The following is a 23,943-nucleotide window of genomic DNA, read 5'->3' as shown; positions in this document are numbered from 1 at the left end:
GTGGGAGCGTGAGGGAACCGTCAATCGATCGCGCAGAGGGAACGGACCCCGGGATTCTCGGTGCCCGCGTGACCCGACAGCGCGGCGGAAGAGCCGAGGGCCGCGGTCCGCCGCACAGGAGGGCAGCGGCCCTTCCAAGACGCGCTCGGTGTCGGCCGAAGGTTTCGATGCGTTAACTACCTCCGCCGCACAGCATGTTGACGCTTATTCACCGACCGTACGCGCATGCGATCATGCCCGGGCGCCGCGACCCGCGGCGTATCGGCCGGCCCTGCCCGGTCGGCCGGGAACCTCGAAGTCTGGGGAAGAGCATGACTGAACAGCGCAGCGGAACACCGCTGGCGCGGACGGCCCTACGCAGAACGCGCTCCTTTATGGTCGGAGCTGTCGCGTTCGCGTTGGGCGCCGGCCTGTTGGGGCCCGCACCGGCCACCGCCACGGCCGCGGAGACGACGCCGCTCACCGACCGCGGCCGCGTGGTCGAGATGTGGCGCACCGGCGGTTCGTCGGTCAAGTCGGGCGCGGCGGAGGCTCTGCTCGGCACGGACGAGCGGATAGCCGAGTTCCTGAACACCGGGTACGCCATCGCGCGTGACCAGGACAACCGGCTGCGGGCGCTGAAGCTGATGAACGGCGCCGGCCCGGCCGCGCGTCAGGGGCTCGACACCGCCCTGTCGGGAACGCCCGAGGAACTCGACGCCTTCCTGAAGTCGGGCTGGCAGGGGGCTTATCAGGAGGACCAGCGGGTCGCCGTTCTCACCGTCATGAACGGCGCGGGCCGCGCGGTGACGAACGCCGGCAACGCGGCTCTCGCCGACGGCTCCACGCAGGCCCTGGAGAACTTCCTGCTGGAGAGTCAGTTCCCCGCTCGAGCGGAGGACGAGCGGGTCGAGACTCTCATGTTGTCGTACACGGGCGGCCCCGTGGTGCAGCAGGCCGCCAATGACGCCCTGAACGGCACGGCCGCCGACGTCCACGAGTTCGTCGTGACCGGTCAGCACCTGGCGCGTGCCCGCGACCAGGAGGCGATGACGGTCGCCGAGCTGGCCAAGGCCGCCGAGAAGGCGGGCGCGGTCGCGCAGAAGGAGACCGACGCCGCCGAGGAGGCGTCGAAGAAGGCAGTCGCCGCGGCCGCCCTCGCCAAGAAGGCCGCCGAGAAGGCCGCCGCCGAGACCGCCGCCGCCCAGGCGGACGCCAAGAAGGCGTCGGCCGCCGCCGGCCGGGCCGCGGACGCCGCCAAGGGCGCCGCCCAGGCCGCGCAGACGGCCATCAGCGCCGCGAACACCGCTGTGGCGGCCGCCAGGACCGCGGCCGCCGCCTCGTCCGCCGCCGCGTCCGCGGCAGCCGCCGCCGGTGACGCCGCCGCACGGGCCTACCGGTCCGCCACGGCCGCCTCCAAGGACGCCTCCCAGGCGTCGAACGCCCGCGCGGCCGCCGAGAAGGCCCGTGACGCCGCGAAGGGTGCCAGGACCGCGGCCGCCGCCGCGCTGAACGCGCTGACGGCCGTCAACCAGGCCATCACCGCCGCCCGTTCCGCCGCCAGCGCGGGCGCGAACGCGGCCGCGGCCGCGAGCGCGGCGGCCCAGGCCGCCAACTACTCGAACGTCTCCGACTACCAGGCACGCCGCGCCGAGGAGGCCGCAGCCCTGGCGCAGCGCGCCGCCGCGACCGCCAACAGCGCCGCCAACGCCGCCGAGCGCCTGGCCGGCAAGGCCGCGTCGGCCGCCCAGGCGGCGCACGACGCGGCCAACAGCGCCGCCACCCACGCCGAGAACGCGGCCAAGGCCGCCGACGAGGCGGCGGCGCACGCGGGCGAGGCCATCGACTACGCCAACAAGTCCAAGGCCCACGCGGACGCCGCGCTCGCGGCGGCCCAGCAGTCGCAGAACGCCGTGACGCAGGCCCGGAACGTCGAGCAGACCGCCCGGGAGACCGAGGCGCAGGAGCTGGCCAGCCAGAAGGACCTGGCCGTCATGGCCGCCGAGGCCGTCAAGAAGGAGGCCGACCGGCGGGAGGCCACCGCCGAGCACGACCAGATCGAGGCCGCGCGCCTGGACGAGGCGACGAAGCAGCTGCTCGCCGAGGCCACCGCCGCCGGCACCAGCCCCGAGGTGGCCGTGGCCAAGGGGCGTCAGGCCGCTCTGAACCTGATGTCCACCGGTGGTTCCTGGACCCGGCAGGCCGCCGCGGACGCGCTGTCCGGCAGTGACGCGGACGTACTGGAGTGGCTGGACAACGGCCGCGCCGTCGCCGAGGAGGCGGACGACCGGTCCCGCGTCGCCCACCTCGCGCAGGACGGTCCGCAGGAGGTACGGGGGCCCGCCGAGGCGGTGCTGACCGGCACCCACGCCGAGATCACGCAGTTCCTGAAGGTCGGCCAGTACGAGGCCCAGGCGGAGGCGCTCCGCGTCGAGGTCCTGAAGATCTCCGACGCGGGCGGCCCCGCGGTGAAGCGGGAGGCGAGCGCGGCCATCGACGACGGCCGGGCGCTCACGCTGTACGACTTCCTCCAGACCGGCCAGCACGCCGCCCGCGCCGAGGACGACCGCGCGGCGACGCTGACCGTCCTGAACAACGGCGGCGCCAACGCCAAGGCCGCCGCCGAGGTCGCCCTGGCCGGCTCCGACAAGATGCTGCGCGACTTCATCGCCGTGGGCCAGTACAAGGCGGCCAAGCGGGACCACGACACTGCCACGCACGTCTCGGGTGTCCGCCGCGTCATCGCGGACGCCGCCAAGGTCGCCGCGACGGCCATGGAGAACGCCGCCCGGGCCGCCGAGGCCGCCGCCAAGGCGCGCGACGCCGCCGAGGACGCCGTCATGTACGCCCAGCAGGCCGAAACCGCGGCCAAGGATGCCGCCGGTTACGCGGAGGAGGCCGCGAACTCGGCCAAGCAGGCCGGCGTCTCCGCCCAGCAGGCCGCCAACTCGGCCGCCCAGGCCCGCAGCGCGGCGAACACCGCCGCAGCGGCGGCCAAGCAGGCCATGCGGTCGGCGGCCTACGCGCGTGCGTCGGCCACCAAGGCCCGCGCCTACGCGGCGAGCGCCTACAGCTCCGCCGCCTCGGCCCGTGCCTCGGCCCTGGCCGCCGGCAAGGACGCGGCGGCGGCGGCCGTGGCGGCGATCGAAGCGGTCAAGATCTACATCCAGAAGCAGATCAAGGAGTGGCAGGACGAGGCCGGCTACCCCGTGGGCGGCGAGGGGGAACAGGACCCGTACAGCGACGAGGACGGACAGCCGGAGTTCGACTCGGCCTCGTGGTGGGAGAAGCTCGCCCTCACGGACGAGTACGCCACGGCGGTCCTGGGCGCGTACGCCATCGCCTGCTGGGCCGGTGACGTGTCCTGCGAGCTGTACGAGTACTGGATGACCGCGCGGGGAGGGGCGTACGAGCTCCCGGCCCACCAGATGGAAGAGCTCCTCAACAGCTCGTCCTGGGAGGAGACGATCAACGGCGACCTCGGCACCTATGCCCAGCAGGCCGCCACCAAGTGCACCGGTCCCGCCGGGACACAGTGCACCATCCATCTGGACTCGATGTGGAACGGCCACACGTTCCCCCGCTCCGAACGCGATCTGTTCTTCGCGCTGCGCGGAGTCAACTACCGCACGACCGGCACCCTCACCGCCACCGTCACCGAGGGCGGCGGGGTCCGGCTGACGGGCGACGTCCGGGTGGACTTCAACAAGGCGTACAACTTCGACCCGGACGAGAGCGTCAAGGGCATCCCGTTCTGGCCCCTGACGGAGTCCACTCGCTACGGTCTGTCCCAGAACTTCACGGTGCAGGGAAGCGGGACGGTCCCGGTCGACGTGACGTACCCGTAGGAGGAAGGCCCATGCGAACAAAGGCGACGGCCCTCGCCGTCTGCGCCACGCTCCTCGGTCTGGCCCTCGCGGGGTGCGCGACCGAGAACGCCGACCCGCGCGCGTACGCGGGCACGGACTCCGGGGAGACCCTCGACGAGATCCTCGAGCGCTACCGGCTCACCCTGCCGTCGTGCGAGGTGGAGGATCTCCGGTTCACCGGGAAGGCGAAGGAGCTCGGCATGAACCTGCGCCTTCGGTTCGAGGCCCCCGAGGACTGCGTGAACGCCTACCTGGACAAGTACGGCGTGGACCGCGAGCGCGCACTGCGGTGGCCGTTCCCGGCCTCCACCGTCAACGGAAAGGAGTTCTCCCCCACCAGGCCGCCCTTCCCGGACAACGCCATGAAGACGTTCAGCGAGCTGAAGCTCGACCCGAAGAAGACGTACGACTTCCACCACCGCTTCAAGACGCCCACGAAGGCCACGTTCGACGTACTGGTCGTGCCCGAGGGCGGTGAGCAGCGGGCCGTGTACCTGGTGTCCACGTACAACGGCAACATCTGATCCGTACGGCCACGGCCACAGCCGTGCCGTCCGAGGGCCGCTGCCCGCCACCCCGGCGGGCGGCGGCCCTTCGGCCTGTACGGCAGGGCTCAGCGGAGGGCGTCGGCCACTACGTCGCCCACACCGGCACCGACGTCTACGGCCCGGCATCGCACGGTGAGGGGGCCGGGGGGCGTGTGCCCCCGGCCCCCTCACCCGTATTCGGGGCTCAGCCCTCGCCGTCCAGCTTGATCGTGACCGTGCGCTCCGCCTGGGTCTTGCCCAGGAGGGCGTCCTGCATCACGTGGGCCACGTCGTCCGCGGACACCTGGTGCTTCTTGCCGTCGGCCTTGGTGATCATGACGCCGTCGAAGACGCCGTCGAGGAGGCGGGTGATGGCCTCCTTGTCGTAGTACGGGACCAGCTTCCCTTCCACCGGCTTCATGGAGAGGATCTGCGGCAGCGACCGCTGCGGGCCGAACTGGATCTCCTTGCCGCCCGCCTTGATCGTGATCAGGCCGGACATCGCGGGCTCGGCGAACTCCTTCATGGCCCGGTCGATCTCGTCCTGCTTGATCGTCGGTTCCCTGGTGGCGAACGGCAGCTCGACGACGTTCGAACGGCCCGTCTCGACCTGGGCGCGGTACGCGTCCCGTACGAAGATCATCGACCGCTGGACGTCGAGGACCGTGCCCGACTTGCCGGGTACGGCGACGACCTTGCCGGGCTCGAACGTGATCGTGCCCTCGGTGACCGAGCCGGAGCCGCCCGCCAGGTCGGACAGGGCGACGCTCAGCTTCTCCTTGTCCACCGGGATGACCGGCTGGGCGACGCGCTCGGCGCCGAAGAGGGAGCCGATCACCGAGACCGGGTTGTAGTCGCTGCCCGCGGCGGCCCGGACGGTCGCCTGGCTGTCCAGGGCGAGGCCGGCCTTGTCGGGGGCGAGGGCCTGCTTCTTGCCGCTGATCTCCAGCTGGAGGGGCGTGGAGGCGCGTGTGCCGAGCGCGGCGTCCAGCCTCTGGACGGCCTCCTCCTTCGTCGCGCCGCCGATGTCGACACCGAGGACCGTGGTGCCCTTCGGCACATCGGCCTGGTTCAGGAGCAGACCGGCGCCGTAGGCGATACCGGCCACGGTGAAGAGGGCCACGCCGAGGAGGACCAGCTTGGAGCGGCCCTTCTTCTTCCGGGGCGCCGCCGCGCGCGTGGGCGGCGGCGGAGTGGGTGCGGGCGCCTCGGGGGCGGGCTCGTCCAGGACCGGGGGGTACGCCTCGTAGGTGTCGAAGCCGCCGGGCTCCGACGTGCGGGCCGGGCCCGACATCGGGAACGGTGACGGGGCGGGCGCCTCGCGGTCGCCCTGCGGGACCACGGGGATGCCGCTCGTGAGCGTGTCGCCCGACACCTGCGGGGGCGGCGGGCCGGGGTGCGGCTTCTGCGGGGTGAGGATCGCGGTGTCGTCGGAGAGACCGCCGCCCATCGGACCGTCACCCGGCGGGGCATCGCCCATCGGGCCGCCGCCCAGGCCCCCGCCTGCGCCGCCGTCCCTGGCGGGCGGCACCCGGGTCGTGCCCATGGCGGGGCCCGTCGTCGGGCCGGTCGGGGGCTCGGGCCCGTCCGAGAAGTACGGCATGCCGGGGGTGCCCTGACCGCCGGGCCGGCCCTGCGGCTGGGCTCCGCCGGTCGTCGCGGCGTACCCGGAGCCGTTCGCGCCGCCCGCGCCCGTAGCGGGGCCCGCACCAGGGCGGGGGCCTGCGCCGGGGCCGGCGCCCTGGGCGGGGGCCTGCGGCCTCGCCCCGGTCGCGGGCTTGCGCGGGGCGAACCAGGCGCTGGTCGGCCTGTCGTCCCCACCGGCCGGCGTCGGCCCGTCCACGTCCGGGCGCGGCGTCGCGGCCGTCCGCTCGGCGGTCCGCTCGGCCGGGCGCTCGGCGGTCCGCTCGGCGGGGCTCTCGGGCGTCGGTTCGCCCTCGGGCGCTTCCTGAGCGTCGTCCTTCACCGGCTTGCGCACGACGACCGGCGGGATCGGCCGCGAACCCGGGATGTTGATCCGGATGCGGGTGGTCAGGGTCGTTTCGGTCTTCTTCTCCTCCGGCTCCGCGGAGGCGGCGGGCCCTGACGGCTCCTGGTACTGGGGCGTCCCGTACGGAGGCGTGCCCGAGGGGTACGCGGCTCCGCCACGCCCCTGTGGCCCGGAGGACGAAGTGTCAGTTTCACGACTCAAAGCAGGCTCTCCCGGTTGGCTCCGCCGCCCGCTCTCACACCCACGGGCGCCCGGCGGCGCGCACCACCATACTGGCCGCCGTCACCGCACCACCCGCGACCGGGGGAACATCACCGGGCATTACACCCCAAGTTCGGGCACGTCACTTGTCAAGTGGGCGCGCGGGGCCGCGATGTTGCGGCATCATCGACAGCGTGGCGCAGATCACAGCGATGACCATGCCGCCGAGGACGTACACGAGATCGGCCACGCCGCCCCAGAAGACCTTGTCACCCTCGCTCCGGCCGAGGCTGAGCACCACGACGGCCGCCAGCCAGCCCGCCCCGGACGTCAGCACGCCCAACTGACCACCGGCGGCCCGCAGGCCCCCGTAGAAGAGCGCCCACGTCGCCAGCAGCGCCAGGAGCAGCCCGCCGGGGAACCAGGCGCCCTGAACGAGCGCGCCGGCCAGCCCGACCAGGATGCCGAGCAGGACGAGCACCGTATGGACGGCGACCTTGACCGGGGTGCTCATGTCGTCACCCCCGCGAACAGATCGGCCTCCCGCTCCCCCGTCGCCGCGCCGGACTCACCATGCACCAACTGGTAGTACTCGCGTACGAAGATGGGCTGGCCCAGATCGTTGGAGAGCGCGAAGAACCCACCCTGAACGGCGATTTGTGTGGCGTGCGCACACATGGCCGCCACCTTCCGATCCGCGTACGCCGTGCCGTCGATCTCCGCGGTGATCAGCTCGTCGTCGACGACGCCCGGGACGTCCCCGATGTCGGCGATGCCGGGGAACGTCACCCCGGTCGCGGCGCGCAGGGCGGCGAAGCCCTCTTCGGCGACCTCGCGGGGCACCCGGTTCCAGTAGATCTTGGCGATGGTGTGCGGGGCGCCCAGATCGGGGCGGTACGCCCCGTCGGCGGCCAGCTCGGCGGCGCGCGCGGCGACCCGGTGCGCCTGGATGTGGTCGGGGTGGCCGTACCCGCCGTCGGGGTCGTACGTCACCAGGACCTGGGGGCGGACCTCCCGGACCACCTCGACGAGGTGCGCGGCGGCTTCGTCCACGGGGGTGCTCCAGAAGGCGCCCTCGCGATGGTTCTGCGGGACGCCCATCATGCCGGAATCCCGGAACCGTCCGGGGCCGCCGAGGAACCGGTGGTCGGTGACGCCCAGCTCCTTCATCGCGGCGGCGAGCTCCCCGACGCGGTACGGCCCGAGCCGGTCGTCCCGGTCGGGTGCGAGATGGGCGAGGGCGGGCGGGATGACCTCGCCCTCCTCGCCCAGTGTGCAGGTCACCAGGGCGACCTGGGCGCCCTCGGCCGCGTACCTGGCCATGGTGGCGCCGTTGTTGATCGACTCGTCGTCGGGGTGCGCGTGCACCAGGAGCAGACGACGGGCGGGGAGATCCGTCATACGGACACCCTACGAGGTCCGCTCCCGAAGAACCCTGGACGAAGACGCTAGAACTTGAGGTTGCCGATCATGCCCGCCACGCTGGTCGTCAGCTGGCTGACGGTGGGAGCGATGGAGGAACTCGCCAGGTAGAAGCCCAGCAGCATGCAGACGACCGCATGCCCGGCCTTCAGACCCGATTTCCGGATGAGCAGGAAGACGACGATCGCCAGCAGCACCACCGCCGAAATCGAGAGTGCCACGGCGGTTCACCTCCATACATATCGGTCGGGAACGGGCAGCGCGCATGTGCCGGAAGGTTCATACCCACCTTGCGCTACGGATCATAACTTTCCGTTCGCACGCATCGATCGGTGCACGGCAGCATTTGGGGGCGCACAGCCGCTAGTTTCGGTCATATGACCTCGCGGCAGCAGCGCTCTTTCCCCCGCCAGTACGCCCGCACGCGGCGTTTCACCCTCGGCGCACCCCGGTCGTTCACGGTCTCGCCCGACGGCTCACGGGTGGTGTTCCTGCGCGCCCCCTCGGGGACGCGGCCCGCCCACCGGCTGTGCGTCCTCGACATGGACGGTGACGAGGCACGCGAGCGGGTCGCCGCCGATCCGGAGGCGCTGCTCGGCGGGGCCGGTGAGCGGCTGTCGCCCGAGGAGCGGACGCGCCGGGAGCGGAGCCGTGAGTCCGCGGAGGGCGTGGTCGGCTACGCGGTGGACGCCGCGGTCGAGTTGGCGGCGTTCGCGCTGTCGGGCCGGCTGTACGTGGCGGAGCTGCGGGCCGGGACGGCGCGCCAACTGCCCGCCCGGGGGCCGGTGATCGACCCGAGGCCCTCGCCGGACGGGCGGCAGGTGGCGTATGTGGCGCACGGGGCGCTGCATGTGGTCCCCGTGGAGGCCGCGCCGGGTGAGGACGGCGGGGACCGAGTGCTGGCCGCCCCCGGGGGCGAGCATGTGACGTACGGGCTGGCGGAGCACGTCGCGGCCGAGTCGATGAACCGCTCGCGGGGCTTCTGGTGGTCGCCGGACTCGGACCGGCTGCTGGTGGCGCGGGTCGACGACAGCGCCGTACAGCGGTGGTGGATCTCCGACCCGGCGCACCCGGACCGGGAGCCGGTGAGCATGGCGTACCCGGCGGCCGGCACGGCCAACGCGGACGTACGGCTCTTCCTGGTCGGCCTGACGGAGAACGGGGAGAACGGGGAGCACGGGGAGAACGGGGAGGCCGGGGAGCACGGGGAGGCCGGGGAGCACGGGGAGGGCGGGGAGCACGGGGAGGCCGGGGAGCGGACCGAGGTCGTGTGGGACCGGGTCCGCTATCCGTACCTGGCGCGGGTGCACTGGTCCTCCCACGGCGCGCCGCTGCTGCTTGTGCAGGCCCGCGACCAGCGCACTCAGCTCTGTCTGGCGGTCGACCCGGAGACCGGTACGACCCATACCGTCCGTGTCGACGAGGACGACAGCTGGCTGGAACTGATCACCGGTGCGCCGGCGTGGGCCCCGGACGGGCGGCTCGTGCGGGTCGTCGACGAGGTGCTGCCCGAAGGGCATCCGCAGCAGGGCCGTGACGGGAGACGGGCGGGCGAGGGCGGGGCGCGGGTCCTGGTGGTCGGCGACCGGCCGCTCACGGATGGGCGGTTGCACATCCGTGCCGTGCTGGACGTGGGCGACGACGTTCTGGTTTCGGCCTCGGCGGGCGAGTCGGCGGCCGATCCGGAGATTGGCGAAATCCATGTGTACCGGGTGAACGAACTGGGCGTGGAGCGGCTCTCCGAGGGGCCGGGCGTCCACGGGGCGGTGCGCGGCGGCCCGGTGACCGTGCTGGCGTCGGCGGTGCCGGACGAGCCGGGCACGCGTGTGCGGGTGCTGCGGGACGGCAGGCAGATCGCGGTGGTCGCCTCGTACGCGGAGACGCCCGTGCTGTCGCCGCGCGTCACGCTCACCGGGTCGGGGCCGCGCCGCATCCCGTGCGCGGTGCTGCTGCCGCGCACATACGAGGAGGGCGACGGGCCGCTGCCCGTGCTGATGGACCCGTACGGCGGGCCGCACGGTCAGCGGGTCGTGGCGGCGCACAATCCGCACCTGACGTCGCAGTGGTTCGCCGACCAGGGGTTCGCGGTGGTGGTGGCGGACGGGCGGGGCACTCCGGGCCGGTCGCCCGGGTGGGAGAAGGCCGTCGCGGGCCGGCACACGCTGGTCCTGGACGACCAGGTGGCGGCCCTGGAGGGGCTGGCGGACCGGTTCCCGCTGGACCTGCGCCGGGTGGCGATCCGGGGCTGGTCGTACGGCGGATGGCTGGCGGGGCTCGCGGTACTGCGGCGCCCGGACGTGTTTCACGCGGCGGTGGTGGGCGCCCCGGTGACCGACCAGCGGCTGTACGACACGCACTACACCGAGCGGTACTTGGGCGGGATGCCCCAGGATATGCCGGAGATCTACGAGGCGAACTCGCTTGTGTGGGACAACGGTCTGGTCACGCCCGAGAACCCGGCCAGGCCCATGATGATCATCCATGGCATGGCCGACGACAATGTGGTGATGGCCCACACCCTGCGGTTGTCCTCGGCACTCCTCGCGGCGGGCCGCCCGCACGAGGTGGTCCCGCTCACCGGCGTGACCCATATGACCCCGCAGGAACAGGTGGCGGAGAACCTGCTGCTGCTCCAGGTGGACTTCCTGAAGCGTGCCCTGGGCCTGACGTGACCGCGGCTACTCGCCGAGTAGTACGGCAGCCCTCGATCGGGGAACCACGACGAGAGATCCGCAACGTCCGGGAGAGCGGCGCCGGTTCAGACGCAAAGGAGGCGGCCGGGGGCGACATGGCGCGCCCCCGGCCGTTACACGGCACCCGCACGGCCGTACGTTGTTCAGGTTCACGTGTCCGTATATCGAAACGACATCGTCGGTGTGTCCTGTCTGTTAAGTGAGGTGAGTTCCGCTCACCTCGGGTGTCCCGCCCGGCGGCGGCCCCGGTGACGTCTCGCCGGGCGCCATGCGGATCTCCCCTGCGAAGTGGCACGCCGAGTCGTGGCCGGCCGGGGTGTCGACGCCCCGGAAGACCGCCGGGACGGCGAGCGGCGGGACCTCCAGCGCGCACCGCTCACGCGCTTCCCGGCAGCGGGTGCGGAAGCGGCACCCGGACGGCGGGTCGGCCGGGGAGGGGACGTCTCCGGTGAGGAGGACGCGCTCGCGGTGCTCCCGGGCCTCCGGGTCGGGGACCGGCACGGCGGAGAGCAGCGCCTGGGTGTACGGGTGGGTGGGGTGGTCGTAGATCTCGGTGTCGGTGCCCGTCTCGACGATGCGGCCCAGGTACATGACGCCGACCCGGTCGGAGATGTGCCGGACGATCGACAGGTCGTGGGCGATGAAGACGTACGAGAGGCCGAACTCGTCCTGGAGCCGTTCCAGCAGGTTGACGACCTGGGCCTGGACGGAGACGTCGAGGGCGGAGACGGGCTCGTCGGCGACGATGATCCGCGGCTGGAGGGCGAGGCCGCGGGCGATGCCGATGCGCTGGCGCTGCCCGCCGGAGAACTGGTGCGGGTAGCGGTTGATGTGCTCGGGGTTGAGGCCGACGACCTCCAGGAGCTCCTGGACCCTGCGCCGGCGCTCGCCCCTGGGGGCGGCCTCGGGGTGGATCTCGTACGGTTCGCCGACGATGTCGCCGACGGTCATACGGGGGTTGAGGGAGGTGTACGGGTCCTGGAAGACCATCTGGATGTCACGGCGTACGGCTCTCAGTGCGCGGCCGGACAGACGGGTGATGTCGTCGCCCTTGTACCGGATGACCCCGGAGGTCGGCCGTTCCAGGTTGACGAGCATCCTGGCGACGGTGGACTTGCCGCAGCCGGACTCGCCGACGATGCCGAGGGTCTCCCCGGGGCGCAGGTCGAAGGAGACGCCGTCGACGGCCTTGACCGCGCCGATCTGCTTCTTGAAGAGGACGCCCCGCGTGAGCGGGTAGTGCTTGACGAGGTCCCGCACCTCGAGGAGGGGCTCCCGGGGGTCAGGGCCGGACATCGACGGACTCCTTGCCGATGGACTCCTTGCCGATGGGCTCTTCGGCGATCGGCTTTTCGGCGACGGGCTCCTTGTCGACGGTCTCGCGCCAGAAGTGGCAGGCGCTGCGCCGGGTCTCCGACACCTCGTGGAGCGGGGGGACGTCGGTGCGGCACACGTCGCGGGCGCGGGGGCAGCGCGGGTGGAAGGGGCAGCCGGACGGGATGGCCGTGAGGCTGGGCGGCAGGCCCTTGATGGCGTACAGCTCCCGGCCCTTCCGGTCCAGACGCGGGATGGAGTCGAGGAGGCCCTGGGTGTAGGGGTGGGCGGGCGCCTGGTACAGATCGTGGACGGGCGCGGTCTCGACGATGCGGCCCGCGTACATGACGGCGATGCGGTCGGCGACGTCGGCGACGACACCGAGGTCGTGGGTGATGAGGACGAGGCCCATGCGGAGTTCCCGCTGGAGTTCCGCGAGGAGTTCCATGACCTGGGCCTGGACGGTGACGTCGAGGGCGGTGGTGGGTTCGTCGGCGATGATGAGCGCCGGTTCGAGGGCCATGGCCATCGCGATCATGATGCGCTGGCGCATGCCGCCGCTGAACTGGTGCGGGTACTGCCCGACGCGTTCGAGTGCGGCGGGGATGCGGACGCGGTCCATCAGCTCGACGGACTTGGCGCGGGCGTCCTTTCTCGACATGCCCCGATGGACGGTGAACATCTCGCCGAGCTGGTCGCCGACCGTGAGGACGGGATTGAGGGCGGAGAGCGCGTCCTGGAAGATCATCGCCATCTGTGCGCCGCGGACCTTGCGCCGCTCGTCCTCCTTGAGCGTCAGCAGGTCACGCCCCTGGAAGACGATCTCCCCGCCGCTGATGCGGCCGGGGGGCATGTCGAGGATGCCCATGATCGCCTGGGCGGTGACGGACTTGCCGGAGCCGGACTCGCCGAGGACGGCGAGGGTCTCGCCCTGGTCGACCTCGTAGGTGACGCCGTTGACGGCCTTGGCGACGCCTTCGCGGGTGCGGAACTCGACATGGAGGTCGCGGACTTCGAGCAGCATGGCGGGGCTCCTCAGCGCAGCTTGGGGTCGAGGGCGTCGCGGACCGCGTCGCCGAGCATGATGAACGCGAGCACGGTGAGGCTCAGGGCACCGGCGGGCCAGAGCAGCATGTGCGGGGCGTTGCGGATCTGCGGGGCGGCGTTGGAGATGTCGATCCCCCAGGACACCGTCGGCGGGCGGAGTCCCACGCCGAGGAACGACAGGGTCGCCTCCAGCGAGATGTAGGCGCCGAGGGCGATTGTCGCGACGACGATGACGGGCGCGACGGCGTTGGGCGCGACATGCCTCAGCAGGAGCCGCCGGCTGTCGGCGCCGAGGGAGCGGGCCGCCTGGACGTAGTCGTGCTGTCTGGCGGTGATCACGGAGCCGCGGGCGATACGGGCGATCTGGGGCCAGCCGAGCAGCACGATGAAGCCGACGACGGGCCAGACGGTGGTGCTGGTGACGACGGAGAGGAAGACCAGGCCGCCGAGGACGACGGGGATGCCGAAGAAGACGTCGGCGGTACGGGAGAGGAGGGCGTCGCTCCAGCCGCCAAAGAACCCGGCTAGGCCGCCGAGGAGACTGCCGAGTAGGGCGGCGCCGAGCGTGGCGGCGATCCCGACGGTGATGGACGCGCGGGCGCCGTGGACGGTGCGGGCGTACACGTCGCAGCCCTGGGTGTCGTAGCCGAAGGGGTGTCCGGGTTCGGAGCCCCGCTGGGACTTGGAGAGGTCGCAGTGCAGGGGGTCCGTGCTGGTGAGCAGCTGCGGCCACGCGGCGATGAGCACCAGGAACACGATCAGCAGCGCGGACACGACGAAGACGGGGTTGCGCCGCAGCTGGTGCCAGGCGTCGGTCCACAGGCTGCGGGGCCTGCCGCCGGCGCCCGGCGGGGCGATGGCGAGGTCCTGCGCGGCGTGGTCCTGCGCGGCGTGGTCCTGCGGCTCAGGCATACCGGATCCTCGGGTCCAGGACCGCGTAGAGCAGGTCGACGAGCAGGTTCGCCACCAGGAACACGATGACGAGGATCGTCACGAAGCCGACGATGGTGGGCGAGTTGTTGCGGAGGATGCCCTGGTAGAGCTGGTAGCCGACACCGTGGATGTTGAAGATCCGCTCGGTGACGATGGCGCCGCCCATGAGAGCGCCGATATCGGCGCCGATGAAGGTGACGACGGGGATGAGCGAGTTGCGGAGCAGGTGCCGGGTGATGATCCGGTGGCGCGGCAGGCCCTTGGCGACGGCGGTGCGGACGTAGTCGGCGCGCACGTTCTCGGCGATGGAGGTGCGGCTGAGCCGGGTGACGTAGGCGAGGGAGACCAGGGCGAGGACGACACCGGGCAGGATCAGCTCGCCGAAGGATGCCTCCGAGGAGACGGACGGGCTGATCCAGCCCCATTTGACGCCGAAGACGAACTGGAGGAGGTAGCCGGAGACGAAGGTGGGGACGGAGATGACGACGAGAGTGAGGACGAGCAGGCCGGTGTCGAGGGGGCGGCCGCGCTTGAGGCCGCTGACGACACCGAAGGTGATGCCGACGACGATCTCGATGGCGATGGCGACGATGGTGAGGCGCAGGGTGACGGGGAAGGCGGAGGCCATCAGCTCGGTGACCTTCTGGCCGTTGAAGGCGGTCCCGAAGTCGCCCTGGAAGATCGCGCCCATGTAGAGCACGTACTGCTTCCACAGCGGCTCGTCGAGGTGGAGGTCCTCGCGGATCCGGGCGGCGGTGGCCGGGTCGGGCGCCTTGTCGCCGAAGAGTGCCGCGACGGGGTCGCCGAGCGCGTACACCATGATGAAGATCAGCAGGGTGGTCCCGATGAACACGGGGACCATCTGGAGCAGCCGCCGGATGACATAACGCCCCATAGGGCCTCCTCCGGGAGGTACGGGTGGCTCAGCCGACCTTGATCTGTTCGTAGACGGGGACGCTGAACTGGTTGAGCTTCACGTCGGAGAGGCGCTCGGTGTAGCCGGCGCTGCCGTTCTGGTACCAGAGGGGAATGGCGGGCATCTGCGCGGCGAGGATGCGTTCGGCCTCCTGGAAGAGCTCGACCGCCTTCTCCTGGTCGGACTCGGCGTTGGCCCGGTCGATGAGGCTGTCGAACTGCTTGTCGCTGAACTTGCCGTTGTTGGAGGAGCCGCCGGTGTAGTAGAGCGGCTGGAGGAAGTTCTGGATGAGCGGGTAGTCCGCCTGCCAGCCGGAGCGGTACGGGCCGGTCATCTTTCCGGTGGTGACCTGGCCGCGGAAGTCGGCGAAGGTACCGACGGGGTTGACGGTGCAGACGGGCCCCTTGCCCAGCACGTTGTTGATGCTGTTGCAGACGGCGTCCATCCACTGCCGGTGGGAGCCGGTGTCGACGTTCGAGGTCAGGGTGATTCTGCCGCCGGGGAGGCCGCCGCCCTCCTCGATGAGTCGCTTGGCCTCGGCGGCGTCGAAGACGCAGGCGTCGCCGCAGATGTCGGAGTAGCCGCCCGCCTCGGCCAGGGCCGGGGAGGTCCAGTCCTTGGTGGGGGTGCGGGTCTCCTGGTAGATCTGCCGGGTGATCTGCTCGCGGTTGATCGCCTTGGAGATGCCGATGCGGACCTTCTCCATGCCGGGCTTCGACCACTCCGGGCGGTAGAAGGGGAAGACCACGGTCTGGATGATCAGAGCCGGCTGGTTGATGTAGCGGTCCCCCAGGTCGCTCTTGACGTTCCTGAGCTGCTGGGCGGGGATGTCGTCGGCCAGGTCGAGGTTGCCGGAGATGAGGTCCTGGTAGGCGATGTTGTTGTCGGTGTAGACGCGCAGGTCCACCCCCACGTTCTGGGCCTTGTCGGGGCCTTTGTAGTCGTCCCGGCGGCGCAGCTTCATGTCCCGGCCCTTGGTGTACGACAGGACGGTGTACGGGCCGTTGCCGACGGGCTTGTCGAGCCAGGCGGCGTGGTCGGTGAAGAATGCCTGGGGCAGCGGCATGAACGCCGAGTAGCCGAGGGTCTCGGGCCAGGTGGAGAACTTGTCCTTCAGGGCCACCGTGAAGGTCAGCTCGTCCTTGACGACGAGGCCGCTCATGGTCTTCGCCTTGGCGCTGCCGGACTGGGGGTGGACGTCGTCGTATCCGACGATGTCGGCGAAGAACGGGGCGTTGTTCTGCCTGTTGTCGATGTGCGCGGCGTAGTTCCAGGCGTCGACGAAGGACTTGGCGGTGACCTTCTCGCCGTTGCTGAAGGTCCAGCCGTCCTTGAGGGTGATGGTGAAGTTCTGGGAGTCGGTCGTCTCGAACTTCTCGGCGACCATGTTCTGGGCCTCGCCGGTCTCCGGGTCGTACCGCTTGAGCCCACGGAAGATCATGTTCAGGACCTTGCCGCCCTGGACCTCGTTGGTGTTGGCGGGCTCCAGGGGGTTCTGGGGGTCGCCCCAGGAGGAACTCAGGACCCCGTCGCTCGCGGCCCCGGCCCCGCCGCCGCAGCCGGTCGCGGTCGCGGTCACCGCCAGCACGGCGGCGATGGCGCATGCGGCCCTCTTGGCGGGGTGGCTGGCTGCGCGCATGGAGGTGCCTCCTGGTGGGTGCTTGGGCCCATGAACCGACTTAGGCCCAAATATCACCGCAAAACACCCGCCCCGCACGCTCACCACACCCGACGGTGTGGGCCTTGTCCCACGTACGGCGCGACAGGGGCCCGCCCGGCCCCGGCAGGCCGGGCCTCGCGCGCACGGGTGGGTGCTGAGGCCCGTCCGTCCGTTCGCGGGCAGGCGCCCGCACGGGCGAGGGGGTGCCCCCCTGAGTGCGCGCCGGCCGAGCGGCGGGGGCAGGGCAGGCGCGGACGGGACGGCCGGGGCCCCGTCCGGTTCGGTGTGCGTCCGGGCGGTGGGGCGTGCGACGTCGTCACACGGCGCCGCCGGTCCGGTGCGGGACCGGGCCCCCAGGTAGGCCGGTACGGCGAAGGCCCCCCGCCCGTGGGGGCAGGGGGCCTTCGGCGGGTGGGCTACTCGGAGTCGGACTCCAGGGCGGCCAGGGCCGGGTCCAGGAGTACCGCCTCGCCGTGCGCCTGGGTGGTGGGCTCCTCCGGGAAGTGGCAGGCCGTCAGGTGACCCTCGCCGTTGCCGGAGAGCTGAACCAGCGGCGGCTCCTCCGTGGCGCACTTCTCCTGGGCCTTCCAGCACCGCGTCCGGAAGCGGCAACCGGACGGCGGGTTGATGGGCGACGGAACGTCACCCGCCAGGCGGATGCGCTCCCGCTGCGGCCCGTCCACCGTCGCCTCCGGTACCGCCGACAGCAGCGCGTGCGTGTACGGGTGCCGCGGCCGGTTGTACAGGGCGTCGCGGTCCGCGACCTCCATGACCTTGCCCAGGTACATCACCGCGACGCGCTGCGAGAAGTGCCGGACGACCGCCAGGTCGTGGGCGATGAAGAGAAAGGCGATGCCCATCTCCTCCTGGACCTTCTGCAGCAGGTTGACGACCTGCGCCTGGATCGACACGTCCAGGGCCGACACCGGCTCGTCGGCGACGATCAGCTTCGGTTCGAGGGCCAGGGCCCTGGCCACGCCGATGCGCTGCCGCTGGCCGCCGGAGAACTCGTGCGGGAAGCGGTTGTAGTGCTCCGGGTTGAGACCGACGGTCTCCAGGAGCTCGCGGACGCGCTTCTCGCGGCCCCCGGGCGGGTTGATCCCGTTGACCTCCATCGGGCTCTTGATGATCGTGCCGACCGTCTGCCGCGGGTTCAGCGACGAGTACGGGTCCTGGAAGATCATCTGGATCTCGGACCGGATCGGCGCCAGCTGCCTGCGCTTGGCGTGCGTGATGTCCTGGCCCGCGTACTCGATCCTGCCGCCGGTGGGCTCCAGGAGGCGGGTGATCAGCCGGCCGGTCGTGGACTTGCCGCAGCCGGACTCGCCGACGAGGCCCAGGGCCTCACCCGGGTGGACCGTCAGATCGACGCCGTCGACCGCCTTGACGGCGCCCACCTGGCGCTTGATCGGGAACCCTCCGTGGATGGGGAAGTGCTTGGTCAGCCCTTCCACCTTGAGAAGCGGCTCTCCCTGCTGCGGCAGAGTGACGTTGTCGCTCATGTCTCTGCGTCTCCCTAGCCCAGCCGGGGCTTGATCTGATCGATGAAGATGGTCTGCTTCTGCTCCGCCGTGAGGTGGCAGGCAGCGGCGCGTCCAGCGGCCAGCTCGGGCCGCGCGGTGGTGCACAGCCCGCCGCCGACCTCGTCGACGAACCGGCAGCGCGGGTTGAAGGCGCAGCCGGGCGGCGGGTTGAGCAGACTCGGCGGGGAGCCCGGGATGGGCACGAGCGCCTCGCTGGTGTCACCGCCGAGCCGCGGCATCGAGCTGAGCAGACCCCAGGTGTACGGGTGCTTCGGCTCGCGCAGCACCTCGCTGACGCTGCCGCGCTCGACGGCCCGCCCGGCGTACATGACCAGCAGGTCGTCCGCCATGTTGGCGATGACGCCGAGGTCGTGGGTGATGAAGACGATCGCGGAGCCGAACTCCTGCTGGAGGTCCTTGAGCAGGTCCAGGATCTGGGCCTGCACGGTCACGTCCAGCGCGGTGGTCGGCTCGTCCGCGATCAGCAGCTCGGGGTCGCACATCAGCGACATGGCGATCATGGCGCGCTGGCGCATACCGCCGGAGAACTGGTGCGGGTAGTCGTTGAAGCGGGTCTGCGGCTGCGGGATGCCGACCTTGGTCAGCATCTCGATCGCGCGGTCCTTGGCCTCTTTCTTGGAGGCGCCCCGGTGCTTCATGAACGGCTCGGAGAGCTGCCGGCCCACCGTGTAGTACGGCGAGAGCGCCGTCAGCGGGTCCTGGAAGATCATGGCGACCTTGTTGCCGCGGAGCTTCTCCATCTCCTTCTCGGAGGCGGTGGTCAGCTCCTGGCCGTCCAGGACGATCTCGCCCTGGATGTCGGTCGTCTTGCGGTTGTGCAGGCCGAGGACCGTCAGGTTCGTCACGGACTTGCCGGAACCCGACTCGCCCACGATGCCCAGCGTCTTGCCGCGCTCGACGTCGAAGGAGAGCCCGTCGACCGCCTTGACGATGCCGTCCTCGGTGGAGAAGCGCACCCGCAGGTCGCGGACCGAGAGGAAGGACTCCGGCCCGGTCGGGGCCGGTGTGTCTTCGGTCTTGGTCAGTGTGGTCACGGTCGATCTCCTAGGCGAGGCGCACGCGCGGGTCGATGTAGGCGTAGGCGAGGTCCACAAGGACGTTCAGGATCAGGATGAAGAACGCCCCGAACAGCATCACGCCCATCGTCAGCGGCAGGTCCTTGTTCACCGATGCGTCCACCGCAAGGCGGCCGATACCCGCCAGGTCGAAGGTCTTCTCGGTGACGACGGCGCCCGCGAGCAGCGCGCTCAGGTCCATGCCGATGATGGTCACGATGGGCGTCAGGGAACCGCGCCAGGCATACCGGAAGAACACGTACCGCTGCGGCATGCCCTTGGCCCGGGCGGTGCGGACATGCTCCTCCTGGAGCTGCTCGATCATGGTCGAGCGCGCCATACGCGTGTACTGGGCGGTGAAGATGGTCGCCATCACGGCCCAGGGGATCAGCAGGCCCGTGGCCCAGGCGAGCGGGTCCTTGGTGAACGGCGTGTAGCTCGGGTTCTCCATCCAGCCGGTCTGGTAGACGAAGATGCCGAGTACGACCGCGCCGAGGAAGTAGATCTGGAACGAGCTGAGCACCATCGAGGCGCCGCTGACCAGCTTGTCGACCCTTGTGCCGCGCTTCCAGGCGGCGAGCATGCCCGATCCGAGCCCCAGCACCAGGAAGATGATCAGCCCGCCGATGGTGAGCGACAGCGTCAGAGGGAAGCGGTCGATGATGGAGTCCCAGACGAAGTCACCCGAATCGAAGGAGACGCCGAGGCACGGGGCGGCGCAGTGTCCGATCGTGAAGTCGCGGCCGGCCACGATGCCCACCATGAAGGTCCAGAACTGCGTGGTGATGGGCTTGTCGAGACCGAGGTTCTCCCGGATGACGGCCAGGTTCTCCGGCGAGCAGTTCTTGCCACAGGAGAGGGCGGCGAAGTCCTGGGGGATTGTGTAGAACAGGAAGAACGTGAAGGCGCCGATCAGGAACATGATCACGACGGCGCCGGTCAACCTGCGGATGAGGAACTGAAGCATGGCGGGAAGCTGCTCTCTTCGGAAGCGGCGGGCGGTGAGGGGTTGAGGTGCCCGTGGGGGTGCGCTCCGCCTGGCGCGCACCCCCACGGGTCAGCCGACTGTGGTGGTTACGGCTGCTTCAGGAACACATCGTTGATGTTGATGTAGCTCGAGTTGGTGCTGTAGCGGGCACCGCCGATGTTCGAGCCGAAGAGCTGCAGCTGCTTCGAGTAGTAGACCGGGGCAGCCGGGTTGATCTCCTCGACCAGGCGCTTGTGGGCCTCCTCCCACTTCGCGGCGGCCTGCTCCGGCTGGAGCTTCAGGGCCTCCTTGATGAGGGAGTTGACCTTCGGGTCGTTGACGTGCGAGTAGTTCGAGGCGCCGTCGTAGACCAGGTTGCCGTCGTAGACCGGGGTGACGACCGTGGACGGGGAGGACCAGTCCTGGCCCCAGCCGGTCATGTACAGGTCGAACGGGTTGTTGATCTTACCGATCTGCTCGTAGAAGCTCTTGCGGTCGATCTCCTTCGCCTGGACGTCGAAGCCGATCGCGTTGAGCGCGTCCTTGACGATGACGGACTGGGCCTGGCCGCGCGGCGTGTTGGCGTAGGCGTAGGTGAGCTTGGTGCCCTCCTTGACGCCCGCCTCCTTCAGCAGCTGCTTGGCCTTCTCCGGGTCGCCGTTCGGCTTCTTCTTCTTGCCGAACGGGTCGTAGTTCGGGTCGTGGCCCGGCAGGGTCGGGGCGAACAGACCGCCGGCGATCTCGCCGCCGTACTTGCCGCCGTCGGCCTGGATCATCCGCTCGTTCGGGATGGCGTAGGTGATCGCGTCGCGGACCTTCTTGTCCTTCAGCTTGTCCATGTTGAAGGACATCTGCCAGACGTAGGGCTGGTAGCCCTTGATGGTGCGCTTGTTGACGGACGGGTTGGTCACGACGTCCTTGACGAGCGTCGTCTCCACGGAGTCCGTGAACTGGATGGCGTTCTTCGCCTCACCCTGGTCGGCGATCAGACGCTTGGTCTGGCTCGCCACGTCGATGGTGTTGGTGAAGTTGTAGCCGTCCACGTACTGGTGGCGGACGGAGTCCGTCTTCGGGTCCCAGTTGGTGTTGCGCACCAGCTTCAGGGACTTGCCGGCCTTGTACTCGGCGATCTTGTACGGGCCGAGCGCCTTCGGGGCCTTGTCGTACTTGTCCTTCGTGTCCGCCTTCTGCGGCACGATGGCGTAGCCGGCCATGGCGAGGGCCTGCGGCAGGTCCGGGCGCGGCTGGTCGAACTTGAAGATGACGGTCTTGGCGTCCGGGGTCTCCAGGACGGTGTCCGGCAGGTGCTTGCCGGTGTACGGGCCCTCCGGCAGCGCCTTGCGGTAGTCGTCGCCCGACAGCCAGGTCTGGAGGAAGGACGGTCCGTCGAAGATGTGCTTGGCGTAGAGGCGCTCGACGGAGTGGCGGACGTCGGCCGAGGTGATGACGTTGCCGTCCTCGTCCTTGATGCCGTCCTTGAGGGTGAACTTCCAGGTCTTGCCGCCGTCGGTGGTCTCACCGGAGTTGGTGGCGATGTCACCGACGACCGTCAGGTTGCCGTCGGCGTCCTCCAGGTAGTTGGTCAGCTTGCGGAACACCAGGTTCGCGAACTGGCCGGCGTCGGAGACGTAGATCTGACCCGGGTCCATGTGGGTGAGGTCGGACTGCTGGTAGACCTCGATGAAGCCACCGGACTTTGCACCGGCGACCTCCTTGGCGGGACCGGTGGAGGCAGCTGCGTCACCGTAGACGACGGGCTTGGACTGCTCGCTCGCTTCGCTGGTGTCCGGGGCGGCGGGCTTCGAGGCGCCCTTGTCGTTGCTGCTGCAGCCGGTCAGCACCAGGGAGCCGGCCGCGAGGGCGACGACTATGGCGCGCGCGGAGCGCGATCGGATGGACTTCATGATGCTCGTTGCACCTACCTGTGAGTTGTTGTCCAGAAAAGTGCTGCCTGCCGTCCGGTTGCCCGGTGCGGGGGCGGCAGCTCCCCCGCACATGGACGTCACCGTCCGGTCTTGGGGTCGAACGCGTCGCGCACGGAGTCGCCCAGCAGATTGAAGGCGAGTACGAAGATCACCAGCGCGACGCCGGGGAAGAACATGTAAGCCGGGTCCTGCTGGTAGATCTCGGAACCGATGGCGAACATGCGACCCCAGTCAGGCGTGGGCTCGACGAAGCCGACACCGACGTATGAGAGGAACGCGATGGAGAGGATGGCGCTGGGCAGCATGTAGGTGCCCTGCACCAGGATCGGGGTCACGATATTCGGCAGGATCTCCTTGCGGACGATCCGCCACCGCGAGGCGCCGGAGACCAGAGCGGCCTCGACGAACTCGCGCTCCCGCAGGGAGAGTACGGAACTGCGCACCAGACGCGCCATACCCATCCAGCCCAGGAACCACATCACGAGCAGGATCGCGACGGCCCGCAGATAGGTCGGGGTCTCGTCGGTCGGCGAGACGAACATCGCGGTCACGACGGGCATGAAGGCGATGAAGAAGAGCTGGCTCGGGAAGGCGAGGAAGAAGTCCGTCGTCCGGCCCAGCCAGTAGTCGACCTTCCCGCCGAAGAAGCCGCTCACCATGCCGATGAGGACGCCGGTGGCCACGGCGAGCACCGTGAGGACGACAGCCATGTAGAGCGACGTACGAATACCGTAGAGCAGCATCGTGAAGACGTCACGGCCCAGCTTGGGTTCGACGCCGAACCAGAACTCGCCGGAAATACCGCCGAGGGTTCCGTACGGCATGCCGAAGTCGTCGAGGATGTCCTCGTAGCCGGCCTGCGTCGGGTACAGCGTGTACGGGTCTTTGCCGTAGAGGGCAGAGATCACCGGCGCGAGGGCGGCGATGACGAAGTAGAAGAGGACCACACAGGCGGAGATCACACCGGTGCGGTCGCGCTTGAAGCGCGTCCACATCAGCTGGCCGGGCGAACGGCCGGTGTGCCCTTGCTTGTTGTCCTCCGCGGCTTCGGTCTTGGCCGTGGCGTCTTTGTCCAAGGTGACGGAGGCTTCGGAGCCCTCGATCTCAATTGGACTGGTCATGGTGTGTCCATTTCACGGGTGTCGGATGACCCGCGATCCTGCGCACGCGGCGACTGCACGAGTGGTGTGCACTCAGCCGGTCATGGCCGCTGCCCGACGATCCTTCCGCCTCTTTCGGGCATGCCGGGCACCCGCATCCGGGTACGACGGCAGCACCGCACGCCGGGTGGGAAACACCCGTGGCGAGAAGCCGGAAGGATGGTCAGCAGGGGTGGTTTACCCCCCAGGAAGCGCGAGCCGAGCGGTTGACCGGGTCTCAGAATCGCCGACCGCTGCACGCGGTCCGACCGGTTGACGTACACGGGTGACCGGCCGTTGGAGCCAGCTGCGACGATCCGACCCCACTGGCGCTCATGGCACCGCGCATGGATTCCTCCTCATGAGTCCACGTATTCACTGCATGGTTGGGCACGATGCACTCCGCCGACACCCCTGACGGCGAAGTGCTGTACCACGTGTGCTCGTGAGTCGGCGCTCCCCACAGCGCGTTGACCCATCGACCCGAGCTCAGTGGAGCCAACTATTAAGTACGTCCGGGCTGTAAACCACACTTAAAGGGTCTCGTTTTGACAACATCGCCCATGTATCGCTGACCGAAATCCAGACAAACTGAGCACAGACAGACACACGCGAAACGGACTGTTAACACGTGCTCCGGAGAGCGACGGTCGATATTCGGACGCTTCGCAGCCGAAAACACGTTGACTGTCACGTCTTGAGCCTGCCCTGAATCGATCGTCCGGAGGCCGTCCGCCGGTCGTCCCTCAGGGCTCCGGAGCG

Annotated in this window: 16 protein-coding genes and 1 pseudogene; 3 read left to right on the top strand and 14 right to left on the bottom strand. The window is 70.1% G+C overall.

Going from position 1 to position 23,943, the window contains the following annotated elements; all coding sequences use genetic code 11:
* Positions 1 to 374: 374 nt before the first annotated feature.
* Both FVS66_RS29220 and FVS66_RS29215 read left to right on the top strand, forming a co-directional pair.
* Positions 375 to 3,827: an ALF repeat-containing protein gene (locus tag FVS66_RS29220; protein WP_187645741.1), complete on the top strand. Its 3,453-nt coding sequence runs from the start codon at positions 375 to 377 to the stop codon at positions 3,825 to 3,827.
* A gap of 11 nt (positions 3,828 to 3,838) precedes the next feature.
* Complete coding sequence (locus FVS66_RS29215; RefSeq protein WP_149184249.1) at positions 3,839 to 4,372, top strand: hypothetical protein; 534 nt, start codon at positions 3,839 to 3,841, stop codon at positions 4,370 to 4,372.
* 208 nt (positions 4,373 to 4,580) lie between these two features.
* On the opposite strand, the gene FVS66_RS29210 is transcribed toward FVS66_RS29215, so the two are convergent.
* The 4 genes from FVS66_RS29210 to FVS66_RS29195 form a co-directional block, all read right to left on the bottom strand.
* Positions 4,581 to 6,566, bottom strand: coding sequence for a hypothetical protein (locus FVS66_RS29210; RefSeq protein WP_187645740.1), 1,986 nt, complete (start codon positions 6,564 to 6,566; stop codon positions 4,581 to 4,583).
* A 142-nt stretch (positions 6,567 to 6,708) separates the two neighbouring features.
* Positions 6,709 to 7,080 carry a DUF6113 family protein gene (locus tag FVS66_RS29205; protein WP_149184248.1) on the bottom strand — a complete coding sequence of 124 codons (372 nt, stop codon included), beginning with the start codon at positions 7,078 to 7,080 and terminating at the stop codon, positions 6,709 to 6,711.
* Positions 7,077 to 7,967: an N-acetyl-1-D-myo-inositol-2-amino-2-deoxy-alpha-D-glucopyranoside deacetylase gene (mshB, locus tag FVS66_RS29200; RefSeq protein ID WP_149184247.1), complete on the bottom strand. Its 891-nt coding sequence runs from the start codon at positions 7,965 to 7,967 to the stop codon at positions 7,077 to 7,079. The genes FVS66_RS29205 and mshB overlap by 4 nt, the downstream gene beginning before the upstream one ends.
* 47 nt (positions 7,968 to 8,014) lie before the next feature.
* The gene (locus FVS66_RS29195; protein ID WP_058940607.1) at positions 8,015 to 8,209 is read right to left on the bottom strand and encodes a hypothetical protein; all 195 of its coding nucleotides are present in this window, start codon (positions 8,207 to 8,209) and stop codon (positions 8,015 to 8,017) included.
* Between the two features lie 156 nt (positions 8,210 to 8,365).
* On the opposite strand from FVS66_RS29195, the gene FVS66_RS29190 reads away from it, so the two are divergent.
* Positions 8,366 to 10,660 carry a prolyl oligopeptidase family serine peptidase gene (locus FVS66_RS29190; protein WP_149184246.1) on the top strand — a complete coding sequence of 765 codons (2,295 nt, stop codon included), beginning with the start codon at positions 8,366 to 8,368 and terminating at the stop codon, positions 10,658 to 10,660.
* A 216-nt stretch (positions 10,661 to 10,876) separates the two neighbouring features.
* Here the strand turns inward: FVS66_RS29190 and FVS66_RS29185 are convergent, their stop codons facing one another.
* From FVS66_RS29185 to FVS66_RS29140, 10 genes and pseudogenes are all read right to left on the bottom strand, one after another.
* Entirely contained in the window at positions 10,877 to 11,977 is a 1,101-nt protein-coding gene (locus FVS66_RS29185) for a dipeptide ABC transporter ATP-binding protein (protein WP_149184245.1), read from the bottom strand.
* Between the two features lie 73 nt (positions 11,978 to 12,050).
* A pseudogene (locus tag FVS66_RS29180) lies at positions 12,051 to 13,019 on the bottom strand (ABC transporter ATP-binding protein); the annotation flags it as partial.
* Between the two features lie 11 nt (positions 13,020 to 13,030).
* On the bottom strand, positions 13,031 to 13,954 hold the full coding sequence (locus FVS66_RS29175) for an ABC transporter permease (protein ID WP_262387281.1): 924 nt from the start codon (positions 13,952 to 13,954) through the stop codon (positions 13,031 to 13,033).
* Positions 13,947 to 14,870 carry an ABC transporter permease gene (locus FVS66_RS29170; protein ID WP_149184243.1) on the bottom strand — a complete coding sequence of 308 codons (924 nt, stop codon included), beginning with the start codon at positions 14,868 to 14,870 and terminating at the stop codon, positions 13,947 to 13,949. The genes FVS66_RS29175 and FVS66_RS29170 overlap by 8 nt, the downstream gene beginning before the upstream one ends.
* Before the next feature lie 28 nt (positions 14,871 to 14,898).
* Positions 14,899 to 16,530, bottom strand: coding sequence for an ABC transporter substrate-binding protein (locus FVS66_RS29165; RefSeq protein WP_149184242.1), 1,632 nt, complete (start codon positions 16,528 to 16,530; stop codon positions 14,899 to 14,901).
* A gap of 437 nt (positions 16,531 to 16,967) precedes the next feature.
* Positions 16,968 to 18,053, bottom strand: coding sequence for a dipeptide ABC transporter ATP-binding protein (locus FVS66_RS29160; RefSeq protein ID WP_149184241.1), 1,086 nt, complete (start codon positions 18,051 to 18,053; stop codon positions 16,968 to 16,970).
* A gap of 14 nt (positions 18,054 to 18,067) precedes the next feature.
* Positions 18,068 to 19,129, bottom strand: coding sequence for an ABC transporter ATP-binding protein (locus FVS66_RS29155; RefSeq protein ID WP_149184240.1), 1,062 nt, complete (start codon positions 19,127 to 19,129; stop codon positions 18,068 to 18,070).
* Between the two features lie 10 nt (positions 19,130 to 19,139).
* Entirely contained in the window at positions 19,140 to 20,117 is a 978-nt protein-coding gene (locus FVS66_RS29150) for an ABC transporter permease (RefSeq protein ID WP_149184239.1), read from the bottom strand.
* A 107-nt stretch (positions 20,118 to 20,224) separates the two neighbouring features.
* Positions 20,225 to 22,021 (bottom strand): ABC transporter substrate-binding protein, encoded by a 1,797-nt coding sequence (locus FVS66_RS29145; protein ID WP_149184238.1) that lies wholly within the window; start codon positions 22,019 to 22,021, stop codon positions 20,225 to 20,227.
* A 98-nt stretch (positions 22,022 to 22,119) separates the two neighbouring features.
* Positions 22,120 to 23,163, bottom strand: a complete 1,044-nt coding sequence (locus FVS66_RS29140) for an ABC transporter permease (RefSeq protein ID WP_149184237.1) — start codon at positions 23,161 to 23,163, stop codon at positions 22,120 to 22,122.
* Positions 23,164 to 23,943: the final 780 nt, after the last annotated feature.

The sequence above is a fragment of the Streptomyces sp. TRM49041 genome (assembly GCF_008271805.1).
Lineage (GTDB): Bacteria > Actinomycetota > Actinomycetes > Streptomycetales > Streptomycetaceae > Streptomyces.
The sequence above is the reverse complement of the archived record's forward strand: the minus strand, read 5'-3'. Positions and strand labels throughout refer to the sequence as shown.